We start from the raw sequence: 19,809 nt of genomic DNA on the forward strand, positions 1-19,809 counted from the left end.
GGCCCAGGGGATTGACGAACGGCATGACGGACGATCCGGTTGCGTTACGATCACAGTTTCTCTGCTGGTTCTTCGGCGGCGTCATGGCGCGGCGCCTGCGGCGCGGCTTCCATGCGGTGCGGCTGGCGCGGCCGGGCTGGCCGGTGCTGCCGCCGGGCCGGCCGGTCATCGTCTATCTGAACCACCCGTCCTGGTGGGATCCCGCCCTGCTGATCGTGATGGGAACCACCCGCTTCCGCGGCCGGCCGGGTTTCGGGCCGATCGATGGGGAGATGCTGCGCCGCTACCGCTTCATGCGCCGGATCGGCCTGTTCGGGCTGGAACCCGGCCGGGCCGGGGCCGTCACCTTCCTGCGCACTGCCGAGCATATCCTGGCCGATCCGCGCGCCATGCTGTGGATCACCGCGGAGGGCGCCTTCACCGATCCGCGCCGACGTCCGGTGACCCTGCGGCCTGGAATCGCCCATCTGGTCCGCCGCATGCCGTCGGCCTCGGTGGTGCCTTTGGCGGTCGAATATCTGTTCTGGGACGAACGCACGCCGGAGGCCCTGCTCCGTTTCGGCGAGCCAATGGAGGCCGCCTGCTTCGCCGATCTGCCGGTGCCGGAGATCGCCGTGGATCTGGAAAGGCGGCTGGAGGCGGTGATGGACCAACTGGCGCTCGACGCGCAAAGCCGCGACCCGGCGCGTTTCCTGACGCTGATGGAGGGAACGGTGGGGATCGGCGGAGTTTACGACCTGTGGCGCCGGGCGCGGGCCTGGGCCGGCGGACGGGCATTTTCCGCGGCACACAACGATGGGCAGAGGCCGATGCCGCAGCGGGAGGTGAAACGGCCATGAGCGTCATCGACCTGATCGCCGGACTGTCGCTGGTTCTGGCTATGCTGCCGCTGGGGCAGGGGATCTTCAACCTCTATCTCTATCGCCGTCCGACAGCCGCCCCGCCGCTGGGTACCGCCGTCAGCATCCTGATCCCCGCCCGCAACGAGGAGGCCGGCATCGCCGCCGCCGTCGAAGCGGCGCTGCTCAGCCGTGGTGTCGAGGTGGAGGTCGTGGTGCTCGACGACCACTCCACCGATCGCACGGCGGACATCGTCCGCGCCATCGCTGCCCGCGACCCGCGCGTCCGGCTGGAGCCTGCACCGCCGCTGCCGCCGGGCTGGTCCGGCAAGCAGCATGCCTGTCAGATGCTCGCCGGGCTGGCGCGCCATCCGGTGCTGCTGTTCCAGGATGCCGACGTGCGTTTGTCCCCCGCCGCCGCCCGTCTGACCAGCGGCGCCCTGCTGTCGGGCGGAAACGGCTTGGTCAGCGGCTTCCCGCGCGAGGAGACCGGGACTCTGGCCGAGGCCCTGGTGATCCCGCTGATCCACTTTCTGCTGCTGGGCTACCTGCCGATGGCGGGGATGCGGCGATCCACCGACCCGCGTTTCGGCGCCGCCTGCGGCCAACTGATCGCGGTGAGGAAGGAGGCCTATCTGGCGGCCGGCGGCCATGCCGCTATCGCCGCCTCGCTGCATGACGGGGTGACGCTGCCGCGCGCCTTCCGCCGGGCCGGGCAGGGTACCGACCTGTTCGACGCCACCGGCCTTGCCCGCTGCCGGATGTATCGCGGGTGGCGCGAGCTGTGGTCCGGCTTCTCCAAGAACGCGACGGAGGGGATGGCGACCCCGGCCGCCCTGCCGGTCTGGACCCTGCTGCTGTTCGGCGGCCATGTGCTGCCCTGGATTCTGTTGGGCTGGGCGGCTCTGCACCCGCTGCCCATGGCGGCGGTCGTCATGGCCGGGCTGGCGGTGCTGGCCGGGGTGATCTTCTGCCTTCTGCTGGCCGTCCGCTTCCGCCAGAGCATCGTCGGCGCCCTGCTGCACCCGGTCGGAATCCTCATCATGCTGGCGATCCAATGGGTGGCGCTGCTGCGCGCGCGCCATGGCAAGCCGGCGGAATGGCGGGGCCGGGCCTATCCGGCCGGACCGGGACCGGACGCGCCATGACACCCTGGCTGCGCCGGAACGGGCACCGCATCTTCCACCCGCTGGCGGGAGCCGACGCCGTCACTTTGGCGACCGTGCTGCGCGACGGTGGCGGAGTGGGGCCGCTGCACCTGCACCGCGTCGCGACCGCCGCCGGCGCCGCCGCGATCCGCGCGCCCTTCGACCTGCTGGAGCAGCGGCGGGTGAAGCGGCTGGCGGGGCAGGGCCGCCGGGCCGCCGAGCCGCCGCCGCTGTTCATCCTCGGCCATTGGCGCAGCGGCACCACCCATTTGCTGAACCTGCTGGCCCAGGATCCGCGGTTCGCCGCCCCCGATCCGCTGGCCGTCGGCCTGCCCTGGGGCTTCCTCGGTTTGAGTTCCTTCTGGCGGTCCCGGCTGGAGGAGTGGCTGCCGCCCGACCGCATCATCGACGCCATGTCGGTCGACCCGACCTCCCCGCAGGAGGACGAGCTGGCCCTGGCCCTGATGCAGCCGCTGTCCTATTACCACGGCATCTTCTTCCCCAAGCATCTGCGCCGCGCCTTCCGCCAGGGCGTGCTGTTCGAGGATTGCCGCCCGGAGGCCATCGACCTGTGGCGTCGCCGGATGGACCTCTACCTGACCAAGATGCAGATCTATTGCGGCGGCCGGCGCCTGCTGATCAAGAATCCGGCCCACACGCCCAAGCTGGCGGAGTTGCTGGCCCTGCGACCGGACGCCGTTTTCGTCCACATCCACCGCGACCCTTACGAGGTCTTCAGCTCCACCCGCCGCATGCTGCTGACCCTGCTGCGGGAGTTCTCGCTGCAATCCTACGATCCGCGGGTGGTCGACGGTCTGGTGCTGGACCTCTACCCGGCGATGATGGCGCGGTTCGATCGCGACCGGGCGCTGCTGCCGCCCGGCCGGCTGGTGGAAATCCGCTATGACCGTTTCGTCGCCGATCCGCTGGAGACGCTGGCCGCGGTCTATGACGGGCTTGCTCTCGGCCCGTTCGAGCCGGTACGTCCGCGGGTCGAGCGCTACCTCGCCGACGTCCGCGACTACCGCCGGGCCCGTCACGACCTGGAGGACCCGGCCCGCAGCGCCGTCCGCCGGCGCTGGGCCTTCGCCTTCGACCGCTGGGGCTATTGAGCCGTCACGCCTCGCCGCGTTCCTCGCGCTTGGCCTGCTGCCACAGGCCTTCCATCTCGTCCAGCGTGGCGTCCTGCGGTTTGCGCCCGCCGTCGGCCAGCAACGCTTCGATACGGTGGAATCGGCGCTCGAACTTGGCGTTGGTGCCGCGCAGCGCCGCTTCCGGCTCCACCTTCAGCCGGCGGGCGAGGTTGACCAGCGCGAACAGCAGGTCGCCCAGCTCGTCGGCCACCCGTTCCTGCGCCGAATTGGCGTCCATCTCCGCCCGCAACTCCCGCACCTCCTCCTCGATCTTGTCGAGGATGTCGCGGGCGTCGGTCCAATCGAACCCGACGCGCGCCGCGCGGTTCTGCAGCTTCAGCGCGCGGGTCAGCGCCGGCAGCCCGGCGATCACGCCTTCCAGCGCCGATGGCGCCCGGCCTTCCTCCGCCGCCTTCGCCGCGCGTTCGGCCGCCTTGTGGTCCTCCCAGCGCGAGGTCTGCTGGTCGGACGACTTCACCTCTTCCGGTCCGAAGACGTGGGGATGACGGCGGATCATCTTGTCGGTGATGACGCCCGCCACCTCGTCGAAGTCGAACAGCCCTTCCTCGCGCGCCATCTGGCTGTAATAGACGACCTGGAACAGCAGATCGCCCAATTCCTCGCGCAGGGCGACCTTGTCGTCCTTCTCGATGGCGTCGGCGACCTCATAGGCCTCTTCGATCGTGTGCGGCGCGATGGAACGATAGGTCTGCTCCAGATCCCACGGACACCCGCCGTCGGGATTCCGCAGCCGCGCCATCACGTCGAGCAGCCGGTCGATGTTGCGGGTCATGTCGTGCCGTCTCCGATTGCGGGGAGGGGAAAGTCCGCGACGATAGCGGACGGGCGGCGGCGGGGGAAGGTTCGCCGCACCGGCACTGACATTCCAACTTTGCGGGCACTCGTTCCGCACATAATCAACATTATGGAAATCACTTTTTCGATCGGTATGGGTCGGCTTGATCCAAGGCTTATAAGGCGCTACTGTATTCCGCAGGGCGTTGACGTGAATTGTTGCGATACCGGGTAGCCTTCGGGTCCGCTGGGGTGCTTCGCTCCCAGGTCAACGCCCTGTCCCTTCAGAGTTTCCTCGCTTCCCTGACCAAGTTTCCCTTTGCGGGGAAGTCTATCACCTGCTTCTTACGCATTCGATGTAAGGACGAAAGATAGACCTCATTCAGGTTGCCGGTCACCTTGAGAATGGCACATCGCCAAACCCCGCGGAGATGAGCAACCACAACATGTTTATCGCGGTCGGTCCGAACTTCTCCGCTGTCTAAAATTTCTTGAAGATGGTCGAAGTCTTCACTTGTCCATCGATGCTTCTGATGAGAATCGCGGGTGTCGGATGAGAGAAGCACGCGCATCGTCTTCGCCTTCAGATGCGTCTGTATATCAAGCGGCAGCTTGGCGACCACGATCACGCCCGACGCATCCCCCTCCAGAAAATCCTTCACGCCGACGGATCCTTCACCACGGTTTGCGATCGTGACGCTAGCGCAGTCACCGGAAACGCGAAAGCGCGCGCCCGCATACAACCGCGCGACAAATGGCCTGCCCTTTTCCCTCCCGCACCGCAGCAATCCAGCCATGCGGCAAGCGGAGCCGCAGGCGCACTCTGCCCCCTTGCCAAAATTAGATAGCAAACCTATTAAATAGGGATGCTACAAGATAAGCTTCTACGCCTTCCCCCCAATTTCGGCCTGCACCTGTTCCGCGCCTCCCATCTGTGGCGGCGGGCGGCGAACAAGGTGCTGGCGGACAGCGGGTTTTCCACCTCCGCCATCGCGCCGCTGATGTTGCTGGCCGAACTCGGCGACGGACTGCGGCAGCGCGAATTGGCGGAAGAGATGGGCGTCGAAGGCCCGTCGCTTGTCCGTCTTCTCGACGGGCTGGAAGCGGCCGGGCTGCTGCAACGGCGCGAGGATGCCTGCGACCGCCGGGCGAAGACCCTGCACATGACCGACGCCGGCCGTCATCTGTTGGTTCAAGTGAACGAGGCGTTGAACGACGTCCGCCAGCGGTTGATGGCAGAGGCAACGGAGGCCGACGTGGAGGCCTGCTATCGCGTGCTTTCCATCATCGAGGCCAACGCCAAGCGTGAACAGAACTGACCGGTGCGTGTTCTCCGGGGATGCGCCACGGCCAGGATCGGCCGCGCTGCGCCTCCGGCCGTATCGGTGCGGTGATCAAGGAACCCAGACCGTGAATTTTCTTCCTTCCTTCCGGGCCGTGGCCCGGATCGCCGTGACCCTGCTGGCGACCGTGGCGGCGGTCGGCGGCGGATTGTGGCTGTGGGACTACTATATGAACGAGCCCTGGACCCGCGACGGCCGCGTCCGCGCCGACATCGTCCAGATCTCCTCAGACGTCGCCGGTCTGGTGACCGACGTGCGTGTGGCCGACAATCAGCTGGTCCACAAGGGCGAGGTGCTGTTCGTCGTCGATCCCGGCCGCTACCGGCTGGCGGAAGAGCAGGCGCAGGCCAACCTCGACAGCGCCAAGGCCGAGCTGGCCTATCGCACCGCCGAGGCGCACCGGTACGAGCAGCTGGGCAACAACGTCGTCTCCACCGCCCAGCGCCAGGAGGTGATGGCGGCGATGGCCAAGGCCGCCGCGGCCGCCAAGCAGGCGGAGGCCGCACTCGATCTCGCCCGCTTTAACCTCGACCGTACGGAGGTGAGGGCGACCGTCGACGGCTATGTCACCAACCTGCAGATGAAGGCCGGCAACTATGTCGCCGCCGGGCAGGCGGTCGTGGCGCTGATCGACAGCCATTCCTTCTACGTCATGGGCTATTTCGAAGAGACCAAGCTGCCGCGCATCCATATCGGCGCCCCCGTCTCGGTCCGGATCATGGGCGTGAGCACCGAACTGCGTGGGCGGATCGACAGCATCACCCGCGCCATCGTCGACCGCGACCGGGCGGAGGGCACCGGGCTGGTCGCCAACGTCAACCCGACCTTCAACTGGGTGCGGCTGGCCCAGCGCATCCCCGTGCGCATCGCCCTGGACGAGGTGCCGGAGTCGCTCCAGATGGTTGCCGGGCGCACCGCGACGGTGTCGGTGGTGGGGGGCCCCGACAGAACGCCGAAGGTCGCCGAACTGCCGGCCGGGCAGTGAGCGCCCGCCGATGCCCAAAGCCCCTATCCTCGACGAGCTGGTCTTTTCGCTGAAGTCGTTCGCCGCCTCCATGCTGGCGCTCTACATCGCGTTCGGCATGGGGCTGCCGCGTCCCTTCTGGGCGATGCTGACCGCCTATGTGGTGTCGAGCCCGCTGTCGGGCACCGTTCGGTCGAAGGCGGTCTATCGCGTCGCCGGGACGGTGGCCGGCAGCATCGCCGCCATCGTCCTGACGGTCGAACTGGTCAATGCGCCGGAGTTGCTGTCGCTGGCGGTCGGGCTTTGGGTCGGCGGCTGCCTGTTCATCTCGCTGCTGGACCGCACGCCGCGCAGCTACGCCTTCATGCTGGCGGGATACACCGCCGGGCTGATCGTCTTTCCCGGCGTCGCCAACCCGGAGGCGATCTTCGACACCGGGCTGGCCCGGGTGGAGGAGATCATCCTCGGCATCGTCTGCGCCACCGTCATCCACAGCGTGATCCTGCCGCGCGGTATGGGTCCGGTGCTGCTCGGCAAGCTCGACGCCGCCCTGCGCGATGCGGAGCGCTGGACGCTCGACGCGCTGGAACAGGTCACCACCGACACGCGCCTGCAAGACCGCCACAGGATGGCGACCGACCTGACCGAACTGCGGGTGATGACCACCCACCTGCCCTACGACACGTCCGACCTGCGCTGGATGACCCGGCCGATGCGGGCCTTGCAGGACCGCATGGTCTATCTGCTGCCGGTGCTGACCGCCGTGCATGACCGGCTGGGTGCGTTGCGGCGGCCGGACGGGGCGATGCCGCCGGATGTGGCGCCGGTGGTGGCTGCCGTGCGGGACTGGATCGCTGCCGGCGCCGATGCCGATCCGGCGGACGCCGCCCGGCTGATCGGCTGGCTCGATCGGCTGGAAGCGGAGGAAGCGGGGCGGGCTTCGGCCGGCTGGCAGGCGGCGACACGCTTCAGCTTCATCCGGCGCCTGCGGTCGCTGGTAGAGATCCACCGCGACTGCCGGGACCTGCGGGCGCACATCGCAACCGGCGACCACGACCTGCCCGATCATCTGGACCCGCTGGCCCGCAAGCGCTCCCGCGGCGTCTTCCATCTTGACCAGGGCATGGCGGCTTGGTCGGCGGCGGCGGCCCTGCTGGGCATCACCACCGTCTGCGCCTTCTGGATCCTGACCGGCTGGTCGTCCGGGGCGGCGGCGGCGATGATGGTGGCGGTCTTCACCTGCTTCTTCGCGTCTTTCGACGATCCGGTGCCGGGCATCCGGCTTTTCCTGGTCTACACGCTGGCGTCCATGCCGCTGTCCGCCTTCTATCTGCTGGTGGTGCTGCCATCCTTCGACAGCTTCCCGATGCTGGTGCTGTGCCTGGCGCCGACGCTGGTGGGCCTGGGCATCTTCGTCGCCCGGCCGGCGACAATGGGCAAGGCAATGGCGCTGATCTTCGGCGTCGGCGGCTCGCTCAGCCTGCTCGACACCGGAAGCGGCGATTTCGCCTCCTTCCTGAACAGCAGCACCGGGCAGATCGTCGGCATCGTCACCGCGATGCTGGTCACCCGCATGTGCCGGTCGGTGGGCGCGGCCTGGAGCGCGCGGCGCATGCTCCACATCGGCTGGCGCGAGATCGCCGATCTGGCGCGGATGCGCGGGGTGCCGGCGAATGACGGGTTCGAAAGCCGCATGCTGGACCGCGTCGGGCTGCTGTCGGCCCGGCTGGCGCAGGCCGGCGGATCGGTGGATGTGGACGCCATCGACGCGGTGCGCGACCTGCGCGTCGGGCTGAACGTGGTGGAGCTTCAGCGGGCACGCCCGGTCCTGGGCCATGCCGGCGGGGCGGCTCTGGAGCGTCTGCTGCGCGGCGTCGCCACCCATTTCCGGGCTCTGTCCGCCAAGCGGCCCGACCCGGCGCCGGCCGGACTGCTGGACAGCATGGACGATCTGCTGTCGGCCATCGACGCCGCCCCGCCGTGTCCCGAGCGCGACCGCGCCGTGGTGGCGCTGGCCTCCCTGCGGCGCAGCCTGTTCCCGGACGCTGCCCTGGAGGTGCTGCCGATCGCCCCGGATGGGACCCAAGAGCCGATGCATCAGGAAAGGGCGCGCGCATGATCGGTGAAATCGACGTCTATGGCCTGTTCCTGCCGCCCTTGCTGATCCTTGCCGTGGTGGCCTGGGCGGTATCGGCCCTGCTGCGCCGGGGGCTGCGCGCCGTCGGCGCCTATGGCTGGGTCTGGCACGCGCCGCTGTTCGACTTCGCGCTCTATGTGCTGGTGCTGAGCGGCCTTGCCGGCCTGTGGTCGATCTGGTCGGCCTGAAATCGTCCACACCAGGGCTGTTATGGCGTGCTAGTCTGCGCGCCATGACCGCCCCGCTGTCGCAGCCATTTTCCATGCCCGGCATGACGCCCGATGCCGACGCCGAGAGCGCCTGGATCGACGTGATCCGGAAGATGGACGAGACCTATGCCAATCTCGTGACGCAGCAGGTGGAACTGGAACGCAAGAATGCCGAGTTGGAGGAGGCGCAGGCCTTCATCGCCAGCGTCCTCGGCTCCATGACCGACGTTCTGATCGCCTGCGACCGCGACGGCCGGATCGAGCAGACCAACCCGGCGGCCGAATGGGCGCTGGGCTGTGCCGGGCGCGAGTTGACCGGGCGGCCGCTGCGCGATTTCCTTGACCCCGCCTTCCATCCCGCCTTCGCCCGGCTGTGCAGCGCCGCCCTTCAGCGCGAGGAGGTCAGCGATGTGGAACTCTCCTTGCGCGGGCCGGCCGGCCCCTTCCCCATCGCGGTCAACAACACCGTGCGCTACGACCAGCGCGGCCATGCCATCGGGCTGGTTCTGGTCGGCCGGCCGGTGGGCGAGTTGCGCCGCGCCTACCGCGACCTCGCCGCCGCCCATGAAGGACTGAAGCAGACACAGCAGCAGCTCGTCCATTCAGAGAAAATGGCTTCGCTCGGCCGGCTGGTCGCCGGCGTGGCCCATGAACTGAACAATCCGATCTCCTTCGTCTATGGCAACGCCCATGCCATGCGCCGCTATGTCGACCGCATGACCGCCTATCTCGACCGCGTGCACGAAGGCGCCACTCCGACGGAACTGGCAGCCCTGCGCAAGGAACTGCGCATCGATCGCGCCCGCGCCGACGCCGCGGCGACGCTGGACGGCATGCTGGAGGGGACGGAGCGGGTTCGCGACATCGTGGCAGAGCTTCGCCGCTTCTCGTCGGAACAGAAGCACGCCTCCGAACGCTTTGATCTGACGGGACTTCTTCGCTCCGCCGTTACCTGGGTGGCCAAGGCGCAGATGCCGGACCTGACCGTCGTCTTCGACCTGCCCGACACGCTGGACATCGCCGGTCATCCCGGCCACCTGCATCAGGTCGCCATGAATCTGGTCCAGAACGCCATCGACGCCATGGCCGGGGCGGTAGTCAAGCGGCTGGAACTGCATGGCCGGGAGGAGGCGGGTACGGTCGTCGTCACCATCCGCGACACCGGCCACGGCATTCCCGACGCGATCGTGGGCCGCGTCTTTGACCCCTTCTTCACCACCAAGCCGGTCGGGAAGGGCACCGGGCTCGGCCTGTCGATCAGCTATCAGCTGGTGCGCGACCATGGCGGCGACCTGGCCGCCGCGAACCATCCCGATGGCGGAGCGCTGTTCACCCTCACCCTGCCGGCCGCCGGGGGCCAAGCCAACGGCCGGGCCAAGGGTCCGGAAGGAGCCGCGCGATGAGAGAGCGCCCGCTGTCGGTGCTGTGGCTGCAATCGGGCGGCTGCGGCGGTTGCACCATGTCGCTGCTCTGCGCCGAATCCCCGGACCTGATGACGCTGCTGGAGACCGCCGGCATCCGCCTGCTCTGGCACCCGAGCCTGTCAGAGGAAAGCGGGGCCGAGGCGGTGGACCTGTTCGAGCGCATCCTGTCGGGGGCCGAGCCGCTGGACGTGCTGTGCGTGGAGGGCTCACTGCTGCGCGGGCCGAACGGCACCGGGCGCTTCCATGTGCTGGCGGGCACCGGGCGGGCGACCATCGACTGGGCGCGCGATCTCGCCGCCGTCGCCGGCACCGTGGTCGCCGTCGGCACCTGTGCTGCCTTCGGCGGTATCACTGCGGGGGGCGAGAATATCGCCGACGCCTGCGGCCTGCAGTATGAGGGCACGCAGCGCGGCGGCGCCCTGGGCGCGGAGTTCCGGGCGCGCGGCGGCCTGCCGGTGGTCAATGTCGCCGGCTGCCCGACCCATCCGAACTGGGTGACCGAGACGCTGATGCTGCTGGCCGAGGATGCGCTGGCCGCCGGAGATCTGGACGTCTACCAGCGCCCGCGCTTCTACGCCGACCATCTGGTCCACCATGGCTGCCCGCGCAACGAGTATTACGAGTACAAGGCCAGCGCGGAAAAACCATCCGATCTCGGCTGTCTGATGGAGCATATGGGGTGTCTCGGCACCCAGGCCCATGCGGACTGCAACACCCGCCTGTGGAACGGCGAGGGGTCCTGCACCCGCGGCGGCTATGCCTGCATCAATTGCACCGCACCGGGTTTCGAGGAGCCGGGGCACCCGTTCCAGCAGACGCCGAAATTCGCCGGCATCCCCATCGGCCTGCCCACCGATATGCCGAAGGCTTGGTTCGTGGCGCTGGCATCTCTCGCCAAGGCTGCGACGCCGGAGCGGGTGCGCCGCAACGCCGCCGCCGACCGCATCGTCGTCGCCCCCACCGTCCGCCCCACCCGGAAAGGCTGACCCGGTGAGTGAAGAGCCCAAGCGCCGCCTGATCGTCGGTCCTTTCAATCGCGTCGAGGGCGATCTTGAGGTCCGGCTTGAGGTTTCCGGCACAAGTGTTTCTGCCGCCTATGTGAATTCGCCGCTGTTCCGCGGGTTCGAGCGCATCCTGGAGGGGCGTGACCCGATGGATGCGCTGGTGGTGGCGCCGCGCATCTGCGGCATCTGCTCCGTCTCACAAAGCCATGCGGCGGCGCTGGCGCTGGCTGGTGTGATGGGGGTGGAGGTGCCGCGCAACGGCCTGCTCGCCATCAACCTGATGACGGCGACGGAGAATGTCGCCGACCATCTGACCCATTTCCACCTGTTCTTCATGCCCGACTTCGCCCGGCCCGCCTATGAAGGGCGCCCTTGGTTCGAGCAGGCGGAGGCGCGTTTCAAAGCGGCCCAGGGTAGTGCCGTGCGTGGCGCCACATCGGCGCGGGCGGAACTGTTCCATGTGCTGGGCATCCTGGGCGGCAAGTGGCCGCACACCCTGACGCTCCAGCCCGGCGGCGTCACGCGGGCGGTGGACGCGCGCGACCGGGTGCGTCTGCTCACCACCGTCCGCAGCTTCCGCCGCTTTCTGGAAAACAGCCTATTCGGCGCGCCGCTGGAGCAAGTGCTGGCGCTTGGCGCGCCGGAGGATCTGGAGCGTTGGCGGATCTCCGGTCCCGCCGGCGACTTCCGCCTGTTCCTGGAGATCGCCGAGGATCTGGATCTCGCCCATCTCGGAAGAGCCTATGGCCGCTTCCTCAGCCACGGCGCCTATGCCGGTCTGGAGGGCGGACATCTTTACCGGCGCGGCACCTTCAGTGACGGAAATGACGCTCCCTTCGATCCGGATCAGGTGGCGGAGCATCACCGGTTCAGCCGCATGGCCGGGCAGGACCGCCCTCACCCGCCTTTCGCCGGCTCGACCGTGCCGGACGGAATGGACGAGACCGGGTATAGCTGGTGCAAGGCACCGCGGCTTGCCGGACTGCCCTACGAGACCGGTGCTATCGCCCGGCAACTGGTGGACGGACACCCGCTGATCCGGGCGCTGGTGGCGCAGGATGGCGGATCGGTGCGCAGCCGCGTCATCGCTCGCCTGCTGGAACTGGCGCGCACCACCGACGCCATGGAAGGTTGGCTGCGCGCCATCGATCCGGCTGCCCCCTGGTGCGTGGCGGGGGAGACGCCGGACAACGCCGAGGCGGTGGGATTGACGGAAGCGGCGCGGGGAGCGCTGGGACACTGGCTGCGGGTGGAGCGCGGGCGCATCGCCGGCTATCAGATCATCGCCCCGACCACCTGGAACTTCTCACCCCGCGACCTCGACGGCGTGCCCGGTCCGCTGGAGCAGGCCTTGGTCGGCGCCCCGGTGCAGGAGGGAGAGCGCACGCCGCTGTCGGTGCAGCACATCGTCCGGTCCTTCGACCCCTGCATGGTGTGTACGGTTCATTGAAGAAAATACCGGATTTAACAAGGCGTTACATTAAGATTCTGAAGTGCTGTCACAAGACGGTGTTCAGGAAGCGATGAACGCCGCATAGGACATGACGCCGACGAACATCATCAAGGAAACCATGCGTGCCATTTGAACCTCCATCGGACGGGAGATGATCCGTCCTGCTGGAAGAGATCTAATCCCGCAGAGGATCGGGATAAACGCACGGATCCTGATTTCACCGTTCGACCAGCGCGAACAATCACCCGTCACCCTCTACGGCAACTGTGCAGCCAGAGCGGCAACCAACTTGCCACCTGCCACGCATGCTGTAATGTTGATGTCCACAATCGCTGCTATATCGAGCGATGGCTGCGGAAATATGCAACCCGATCAATGACCTGACCTGACCACCGATCCTGGCATGGAACTTGTACGAACGAAGGTTCGGCGGCAGGGCGCCGCTCCATCGGACAGAGGCCGGGGCACGGGAATGGATTTGGCGGGGGACGAAAGCGGTCGGGGGACGGCGCAGATCCTGGTGTTGGGCATCGGCAACATCCTATGGGCCGACGAGGGCTTCGGCGTCCGCACGGTGGAGCGTCTGGCCGCCGATTGGCGCTTTCCCGACAGCGTCACGCTGATGGATGGCGGAACCCAGGGGCTGTACCTGCTGCCGCATCTGGAAGCTGCCGACGCGCTGATCGTGGTCGACGCCATCGACTATGGCCTGCCGCCCGGCACCCGCCGGGTTTTCCACGGCGACGATGTGCCGGCCTTCCTCGGCGCCAAGAAGATGAGCCTGCATCAGACCGGCTTTCAGGAGGTGCTGGCCAGCGCCATGTTCCTCGGCCGCTGCCCGCAAAAGCTGATCCTGGTCGGCGTCCAGCCGGAATGCCTGGAGGATTACGGCGGCGGCCTGACCGACACCGTCGCCGCGCAGGTCACCCCCACCATCGACGTCATCCTGAATCTGCTGTGCGACGAGTTCGGCGTGGAGGGCACGCCCGTTGAGGCCGCCGCCGACATCGCTGCCCCAGCCATCGCCCGCGACGCCTATGAGGGCGGACGCCCGAGCGCCGAGGACGCCTGCCGCATTGGCGACCCCCGTATTCTGGCGGCGCTGTCCGCCTCTGAGACCTGAGCGGAGCGCCCGTCCATGTGCATCGGCATTCCCCTGCGCCTGACCGGTGTCGACGGCGTCGCCGGCCGGACGGAGGACGGCTCGGTCATCGACCTGTCGCTGGTCCCCGAAGCCGGTCCCGGCGATTGGGTGCTCGGCTTCCTCGGCGCGGCGCGCCGGCTGCTGGACCCGGAGGAGGCTGCCCAGATCCTCGACGCGCTGGCGGCGATGGCCGCGGCGCTGGACGGGGAACGGCTCGACAGCGCCTTCGCCGACCTGATCGACCGTGAACCGACCCTTCCCCCCCACCTGGAGGCGGCCCGCGCGGCCGGCCTGACGGAGGCCTGACGCCCATGACCGACCTTGCCCCGCCGCTCGCCAAGCCGCGGCTGCCCCTGCCGCCGCTGGTCGATCTGCTGACCGACGTTCATGGCTATCTGCGGCTGGATCATGTTGACGACCGGCCCTGGCTCAATGATCCGGCCAAGGATTGGGTGGTCTTTCTGCCCGGCCATGGCAAGGGTAATGCCGAGACCGCCGACGTCGCCGTCATCCTGCCGGAGCTGGTCCGCGCCCTGCACCCGCGCCTGACCCCGGCGGTGGCCGGCGAGGCGGCGGAGCGCGCGATCCTGGCCCTGACCGGTATGATGAGCCTGCCGGCCCTGGTCTTCCTGCGCGGCGACCGGCTGCTGGGCAGCATTCCGCGCGTGCGCGACTGGGACGATTATCTGCAGCGGATCGGTGAGATCCTGGAAGGCGCTTCGGAAGGCGGTGCGGCATGAGTTCCCTGTTCGGCATGACCCACCCGCCGGTCGGCTTCGGCCCCGGCAGCCAGCCAGACGCGACAGAGGAAGGGCTGGAATATTTGCCGATGCCGTCGGGCATGCGCGTCTACGAACCGCACCTGCCGGAGGTCGCCGACCCCGCCCGCGCCGCCGCCGCCCGTGCCGTGCTGACCCGCATTCACGAGGCGCTTGTCAACTGGACGGCCGGCGAGGAAATCCGCATTCCGGTCGATGACCTCGACGCCCCGGTGCTGGCCCTGGTCGATGAAGTGCTGGGCGAGGGCGAAGTCGCGGTCAAGGTGGAGCGGGCCGGCGACCGGCTGGAGATTCAGGAGGCTTCCCTGGCCGGCGTCTGGCGTGTGCGCGGTTTCGGCGACGGGGCCGTGCGCGAAAGCCTGCTGATCGGCGCCTTCCCGCGGGTGGCGCTGAACCGCGCCTTCACCGCCGTTGCAGCGGTGGCGGCAGGGCCGGCGCCGGCCGGGCTGATGAACGGCCAGCCGATCCTGACCGAGCTGCTGGACCGCAGCGCCGCTTGGCGCCGCGGCGATGCGCCCCATGCGGTGAATTTCAGCCTGCTGCCCCACACGCCCGAGGATCTGGCCTTCATCGAACAGCGGCTGGGTGTGGGTGCCACCACCATCCTGTCGCGCGGCTACGGCAATTGCCGGGTCACCGCCACCGCGACGCCGAATGTCTGGTGGGTGCGCTATTACAACTCGGTCGACACGCTGATCCTCGATACGGTGGAGATCGTCGACGTGCCGGCGGTGGTCTGCGCCGCGGCGGAGGACATCGCCGACAGCGCCGAACGGCTGGCCGAAATTCTCGACGCGCTGGCGACCGATCTGGAGCGGGCGCGATGAGCGCCGCCGCCTCCCGCTTCGAGGGCTCCTATCTCGGCGACGCCACGCGCATCGGCGCGGCCACCCGGATGGAATGCAAGATCTGCTGGCACGTCTACGACCCGGCAGAGGGCTGCGAGCACTGGCAGGTGCCGCCCGGCACCGGCTTCGCTGCCCTGCCTGACCATTGGCGCTGCCCGGTCTGCGACGGCGCCCGCGACCAGTTCATGGCGCTGGATGGCGAGGCGGTGACGGCCGAAGCGGCTGCGGCTGCCGTCCTGCCGGCGGAGTCCGGCCCTGCCCTGCCGACCGAGACCATCGCCCGGCTGGAAGCGGCCTTCCGCGAGATCCACACCGCGCAGATGCGCGGCCTACCCATCGTTAACGACGCACTGGCGGTGAAGGCCGTGGGCTTCCGCCGCCATGGCGAGCGCTGGCTCGGTGCGCTGGTGACGCCCTGGTTCCTGAACCTCGTCCTGTTGCCCGGTGAAGGCGACGAATGGTCGGAACTGGTGCCGGGCGCGAAGGAGCTGATCGAGTTTCCGTCCGGCCGCTACGAATTCGTCCATGCCAACCGCAAGGGTGTCGGCGCCTACAAGGCCTGCTCCCTGTTCTCGCCGATGTTCGAGTTCGCCTCCATGCTCCAGGCAACCGAAACGGCCTCGGCGGCTCTGGTCTCCCTCTTCGATCCCTCCATCCGCGAAGACGGTGCCCAGACCGCCGAGATCCGCCGCAGGCGCGAGGAAGAACTGGCACCGCCGCCCGATCCGGCGCCGGCCCAGGTCGAATCGGTGGCCGAGCCGGCGCGCCCGTCGCGCCGGGCGCTGCTCGGCATGGGGTCCGCAGAGGCCGCCGATGCATGAGATGGCGCTCTGCGAAAGCCTGCTCCAGGCGATGGAGGAGGCCGGGCGGGCGAACGGCTTCAGCCGCGTGACCAAGGTCCGGCTGGAGATCGGCCGCTTCGCCGGGGTGGAGGTGGAGGCGCTGCGCTTCGGCTTCGACGTGGTGACGCGGGGATCGCTGGCCGACGGGGCGGAGTTGGTGGTGCTGGATGTGCCGGGCCGCGGCTGGTGCTTCGACTGCAACGACACGGTGGATCTGGACGACCGGCTGTCGCCCTGCCCACACTGCGGCGGCAGCCGGCTGCATCCGAATGGTGGCACCGAGATGACGATCAAGGATCTTGAGGTCGAGTGAGGCAGGTCGAATGAAGAAGGATTCCGTGCGATGACCGATCCCGCCCGTCCCGGCATCCTGGTGGTGGATGACGAGCCGCGCTCCGTCGAGGTCATCGCCCGCCTGTTGAACGAGGAGTTCGAGGTCTTCACCGCCCTGTCGGCGGAAGACGCCCTGCGCCTGCTGGAAACCGAGTGGATCCAGGTGGTCTTCTCCGACCAGCGGATGCCGGAGGTCAGCGGCGTGGAGTTCCTGACCCAGGTGCGCGAACGCTGGCCCGATGTGGTGCGGATCGTCATCACCGGCTACATCGACCCCGAGGACATCATCGGCGCCATCAACACCGCTGGCATCCACCAGTTCATCACCAAGCCCTGGCACCCCGACCATCTGCTGCTGACCGCCCGCAACGCGGCGAAGCTGTACCAGCTCCAGCGCGAGCATGACCGGTTGACCAGCGAGTTGAAGCTGCTGCCGCCGCTGGCCGAGACCCGCGTCGCGACCAAGCGCGAGCGGGTGCGCCAGTCCTATCGCTTCGACGGCCTGATCCGTGCCGAGGGCAGCCCGGTGGAGGAGGTCTGCCGGCAGGCGGAGCGGGTGGCCGGATTCAACGTCCCGGTTCTGGTGCTGGGCGAGACCGGCACCGGCAAGGAGTTGCTCGCCCGCGCCATCCATTACGGCAGCCCGCGATCCGACCAGCCCTTTTATTGCGAAAACTGCGGCGCCATCCCGGACGAGTTGCTGGAAAGCGAGCTGTTCGGCCACAAGAAGGGTGCCTTCACCGGCGCCCACAGCAACCGTGTCGGCCTGCTGGAGCAGGCCGACGGCGGCACCATCTTCCTGGACGAGATCGGCGACATCAGCCCGGCCTTCCAGGTCCGGCTGTTGCGCTTCCTGCAGGAGGGCGAGATCCGGCCGGTGGGGTCCAACGAGACGCGGCGGGTCGATGTCCGCGTCGTCGCCGCCACCCACCGCGACCTGACCGCCGAGGTGAAGGCCGGCCGCTTCCGCGAGGATCTCTATTACCGGCTCAGCACCATGACGCTGACCATGCCGCCTTTGCGCGACCGGCCGGACGACATCCCGGTGCTGGCCCGCCACATCCTCGACCGGCTGTCCGCCGCCCATGGCAAGCTTGTCTCCGGCTTCGCTGCCGACACGATGGCCTGCCTGGAGTCCTATGGCTGGCCCGGCAATGTGCGCGAGTTGCAGAACGAGATCATGCGGATGCTGGTGCTGTGCGAGGGCGAGACGCTGGGCGCCGACCTGCTGTCCGACCCTGTGCTGCGCGGTGCGGCGCTGAACGCCCGCCCGGCCTCGCCGGAGGATGGACCGCTGCCGCCGCTCGACCTGATCGGCCAGGGCGGGCCGCTGAAGTCACGGATCGAGCGGGTGGAGGCCGGCATCCTGATGGAAACGCTGGTCCGCTGCCGCTGGAACAAGAGCAAGGCCGCCGACGAGCTGGGCCTGTCCCGCATGGGCCTGCGCGCCAAGCTGGAACGCTACGGCATCGAGCGCGGGCCGGCGCAGCGGCACTGATCCACCCTCTCCCACTCAGGATCCCCTCTCCCCCCGGGGAGAGGGAGAATTGGGCGGGAGAAACCACCAGAACCACAAGAACCCCGAGGAGCCGTTCGATATGTCGAAAATCACTCGTCTTGCCGCCATCTCAGCGGCCATCGCGCTTGCCGCCACCCCTGCCCTTGCCCATCCCGGCCATCTCGCCGGGGCCGGCTTCCTCGACGGCGCCGCGCATCCGCTGGGCGGGCTGGATCACCTGATCGCCATGGTCACCGTCGGCGTCTATGGCGCCACCATCGGCGGCCGTGCCATTTTGGCGGTGCCGGGAGCGTTCCTGGCCGCCATGCTGGCCGGTGGCCTGTTCGCGCTGACGGGCGGCGAGCTGCCGCTTGTCGAACCGACCATTTACGCCTCCACCGTCGTGCTGGCCCTGCTGTGCGTCATGCCGATGTCGCGCAACAGTCTGATCGGCGTCGTCTTCGCCGCCGGCTTCGGCCTGTTCCACGGGTTCGCCCATGGCGCGGAGATGCCGGCCGACGCCGCGGCGCTGGGCTATGCCGCCGGCTTCCTCGCCAGCACGGCCGGGCTGCATGCGGTCGGTGTGGCGATTGGTTACTCGATCCATCGCCTGATCGGCCGGCCGGAAGAAGACGGCCGGACGGCCTGACCCACCGGCAACTCTCCTTCCACCCCGGCCGCCGTTTCGGCCGGGGAGTTGCCAGCGGCAGAGGCCTCTGTCCCTTTGTGACCGTTGGTTTGCCCAATGTTCGTAGTACGGCACGATTGTTGCCTATGGCCCGCGGAGAAGCGCACCGGATCCTCGCACGCCGGTGCCGCCCGACGGGAGAAAACAAACCGATGGCAACGCTGGAAACCTTCTACGAGGTGATGCGGCGGCAGGGGATCACACGCCGTTCGTTCCTGAAATACTGCTCGCTGACCGCGGCGGCGCTCGGCCTCGGGCCGGAACTGGTGCCAAAGATCGTCCACGCCATGGAAACCAAGCCGCGCACCCCGGTGCTGTGGCTGCACGGGCTGGAATGCACCTGCTGCTCCGAATCCTTCATCCGCTCGGCGCACCCGCTGGTGAAGGACGTGGTGCTGTCGATGATCTCGCTGGACTATGACGACACGCTGATGGCGTCGGCCGGCCACCATGCCGAGGCGATCCTCGAAGAGGTGATGGAGAAGTACAAGGGCAACTACATCCTGGCCGTGGAGGGCAATCCGCCGCTGAACCAGGACGGCATGTCCTGCATCATCGGCGGCAAGCCCTTCACCGACCAGCTGCGCAAGGTCGCCAAGGACGCCAAGGCGATCATCTCCTGGGGCTCCTGCGCGTCCTTCGGCTGCGTCCAGGCGGCGCGCCCGAATCCGACCCGCGCCACCCCGGTGCATGAGGTCATCACCGACAAGCCGATCATCAAGGTCCCCGGCTGCCCGCCGATTGCCGAGGTGATGACCGGCGTCATCACCTACATGCTGACCTTCGACCGCATCCCGGAACTGGACCGCCAGGGCCGGCCGAAGATGTTCTACAGCCAGCGCATCCACGACAAATGCTATCGCCGGCCGCATTTCGACGCCGGCCAGTTCGTGGAGTCCTTCGACGACGAGGGCGCGCGCAAGGGCTATTGCCTCTACAAGGTCGGCTGCAAGGGTCCGACGACCTACAACGCCTGCTCCACCGTGCGCTGGAACGAGGGCACCAGCTTCCCCATCCAGTCCGGCCACGGCTGCATCGGCTGCTCGGAGGACGGCTTCTGGGACAAGGGCTCCTGGTACGCCCGCCAGTCCGACATCCTCCAGTTCGGGATCGAGGCCAACGCCGACCAGATCGGCACCACCGCCGCCATCGGCGTCGGCAGCATCATCGCCGCCCACGCGGCCGTCAGCGCCCTGAAGCGCGCGCAGCACAAGGGAGACGTCTGACC

At 68.3% G+C, this 19,809-nt stretch carries 21 protein-coding genes; 19 read left to right on the forward strand and 2 right to left on the reverse strand.

Translation table 11 applies throughout. The features are described 5' to 3' along the window. The first annotated feature begins 23 nt into the window (after nt 1-23). The 3 genes from ACCD06_RS03770 to ACCD06_RS03780 are packed head-to-tail and all read left to right on the forward strand — an operon-like array spanning nt 24 to nt 3,099. Entirely contained in the window at nt 24-839 is an 816-nt protein-coding gene (locus tag ACCD06_RS03770) for a lysophospholipid acyltransferase family protein (RefSeq protein ID WP_413338906.1), read from the forward strand. Further along, a complete protein-coding gene (locus ACCD06_RS03775) occupies nt 836-1,987 on the forward strand; it encodes a glycosyltransferase (protein WP_413338907.1) in 1,152 nt (383 codons plus the stop codon). Before ACCD06_RS03770 ends, ACCD06_RS03775 begins: the two co-directional genes overlap by 4 nt. Beyond that, nucleotides 1,984-3,099, forward strand: coding sequence for a sulfotransferase family protein (locus tag ACCD06_RS03780; RefSeq protein ID WP_413338909.1), 1,116 nt, complete (start codon nt 1,984-1,986; stop codon nt 3,097-3,099). The genes ACCD06_RS03775 and ACCD06_RS03780 overlap by 4 nt, the downstream gene beginning before the upstream one ends. 4 nt (nt 3,100-3,103) lie before the next feature. Here ACCD06_RS03780 and mazG read toward each other — a convergent pair whose 3' ends face one another. Further along, on the reverse strand, nt 3,104-3,913 hold the full coding sequence (mazG, locus tag ACCD06_RS03785) for a nucleoside triphosphate pyrophosphohydrolase (RefSeq protein WP_109074218.1): 810 nt from the start codon (nt 3,911-3,913) through the stop codon (nt 3,104-3,106). A gap of 286 nt (nt 3,914-4,199) precedes the next feature. Then, nucleotides 4,200-4,712 (reverse strand): hypothetical protein, encoded by a 513-nt coding sequence (locus ACCD06_RS03790; protein WP_413338911.1) that lies wholly within the window; start codon nt 4,710-4,712, stop codon nt 4,200-4,202. A gap of 69 nt (nt 4,713-4,781) precedes the next feature. On the opposite strand from ACCD06_RS03790, the gene ACCD06_RS03795 reads away from it, so the two are divergent. The 16 genes from ACCD06_RS03795 to ACCD06_RS03870 all read left to right on the forward strand — a co-directional run bounded on the left by ACCD06_RS03795 (nt 4,782) and on the right by ACCD06_RS03870 (nt 19,807). Beyond that, the gene (locus ACCD06_RS03795; RefSeq protein ID WP_413338913.1) at nt 4,782-5,234 is read left to right on the forward strand and encodes a MarR family winged helix-turn-helix transcriptional regulator; all 453 of its coding nucleotides are present in this window, start codon (nt 4,782-4,784) and stop codon (nt 5,232-5,234) included. Between the two features lie 91 nt (nt 5,235-5,325). Then, entirely contained in the window at nt 5,326-6,243 is a 918-nt protein-coding gene (locus tag ACCD06_RS03800; protein ID WP_413338915.1) for an efflux RND transporter periplasmic adaptor subunit, read from the forward strand. Nucleotides 6,244-6,253: 10 nt separating this feature from the next. After that, nucleotides 6,254-8,341, forward strand: a complete 2,088-nt coding sequence (locus ACCD06_RS03805; protein WP_413338917.1) for an FUSC family protein — start codon at nt 6,254-6,256, stop codon at nt 8,339-8,341. Further along, the gene (locus ACCD06_RS03810) at nt 8,338-8,547 is read left to right on the forward strand and encodes a DUF1656 domain-containing protein (RefSeq protein WP_295833976.1); all 210 of its coding nucleotides are present in this window, start codon (nt 8,338-8,340) and stop codon (nt 8,545-8,547) included. Before ACCD06_RS03805 ends, ACCD06_RS03810 begins: the two co-directional genes overlap by 4 nt. Nucleotides 8,548-8,591: 44 nt before the next feature. After that, the gene (locus tag ACCD06_RS03815) at nt 8,592-9,971 is read left to right on the forward strand and encodes a sensor histidine kinase (protein WP_413338919.1); all 1,380 of its coding nucleotides are present in this window, start codon (nt 8,592-8,594) and stop codon (nt 9,969-9,971) included. Beyond that, nucleotides 9,968-10,978, forward strand: a complete 1,011-nt coding sequence (locus ACCD06_RS03820) for a HupU protein (RefSeq protein WP_413338921.1) — start codon at nt 9,968-9,970, stop codon at nt 10,976-10,978. The genes ACCD06_RS03815 and ACCD06_RS03820 overlap by 4 nt, the downstream gene beginning before the upstream one ends. Before the next feature lie 4 nt (nt 10,979-10,982). Continuing rightward, complete coding sequence (locus ACCD06_RS03825; RefSeq protein WP_413338923.1) at nt 10,983-12,446, forward strand: nickel-dependent hydrogenase large subunit; 1,464 nt, start codon at nt 10,983-10,985, stop codon at nt 12,444-12,446. 475 nt (nt 12,447-12,921) lie between these two features. Further along, nucleotides 12,922-13,572, forward strand: a complete 651-nt coding sequence (locus ACCD06_RS03830) for a HyaD/HybD family hydrogenase maturation endopeptidase (RefSeq protein WP_413338925.1) — start codon at nt 12,922-12,924, stop codon at nt 13,570-13,572. Nucleotides 13,573-13,587: 15 nt separating this feature from the next. Then, on the forward strand, nt 13,588-13,899 hold the full coding sequence (locus tag ACCD06_RS03835) for a HypC/HybG/HupF family hydrogenase formation chaperone (RefSeq protein WP_109157276.1): 312 nt from the start codon (nt 13,588-13,590) through the stop codon (nt 13,897-13,899). A gap of 5 nt (nt 13,900-13,904) precedes the next feature. Then, entirely contained in the window at nt 13,905-14,333 is a 429-nt protein-coding gene (locus tag ACCD06_RS03840) for a hydrogenase (RefSeq protein WP_109157277.1), read from the forward strand. Continuing rightward, complete coding sequence (locus ACCD06_RS03845; protein ID WP_109157278.1) at nt 14,330-15,199, forward strand: hydrogenase expression/formation protein; 870 nt, start codon at nt 14,330-14,332, stop codon at nt 15,197-15,199. The genes ACCD06_RS03840 and ACCD06_RS03845 overlap by 4 nt, the downstream gene beginning before the upstream one ends. Then, a complete protein-coding gene (locus ACCD06_RS03850) occupies nt 15,196-16,041 on the forward strand; it encodes a [NiFe]-hydrogenase assembly chaperone HybE (RefSeq protein ID WP_109157279.1) in 846 nt (281 codons plus the stop codon). The genes ACCD06_RS03845 and ACCD06_RS03850 overlap by 4 nt, the downstream gene beginning before the upstream one ends. Nucleotide 16,042: 1 nt before the next feature. Continuing rightward, nucleotides 16,043-16,375, forward strand: coding sequence for a hydrogenase maturation nickel metallochaperone HypA (hypA, locus tag ACCD06_RS03855; RefSeq protein ID WP_413338928.1), 333 nt, complete (start codon nt 16,043-16,045; stop codon nt 16,373-16,375). Between the two features lie 30 nt (nt 16,376-16,405). Beyond that, nucleotides 16,406-17,893 carry a sigma-54-dependent transcriptional regulator gene (locus ACCD06_RS03860; RefSeq protein ID WP_413338930.1) on the forward strand — a complete coding sequence of 496 codons (1,488 nt, stop codon included), beginning with the start codon at nt 16,406-16,408 and terminating at the stop codon, nt 17,891-17,893. A 100-nt stretch (nt 17,894-17,993) separates the two neighbouring features. Then, complete coding sequence (locus ACCD06_RS03865; protein ID WP_413338932.1) at nt 17,994-18,542, forward strand: HupE/UreJ family protein; 549 nt, start codon at nt 17,994-17,996, stop codon at nt 18,540-18,542. A 191-nt stretch (nt 18,543-18,733) separates the two neighbouring features. Then, complete coding sequence (locus ACCD06_RS03870) at nt 18,734-19,807, forward strand: hydrogenase small subunit (protein ID WP_413338934.1); 1,074 nt, start codon at nt 18,734-18,736, stop codon at nt 19,805-19,807. Nucleotides 19,808-19,809: the final 2 nt, after the last annotated feature.

Source organism: Azospirillum sp. CT11-132 (genome assembly GCF_047302835.1).
GTDB lineage: Bacteria > Pseudomonadota > Alphaproteobacteria > Azospirillales > Azospirillaceae > Azospirillum.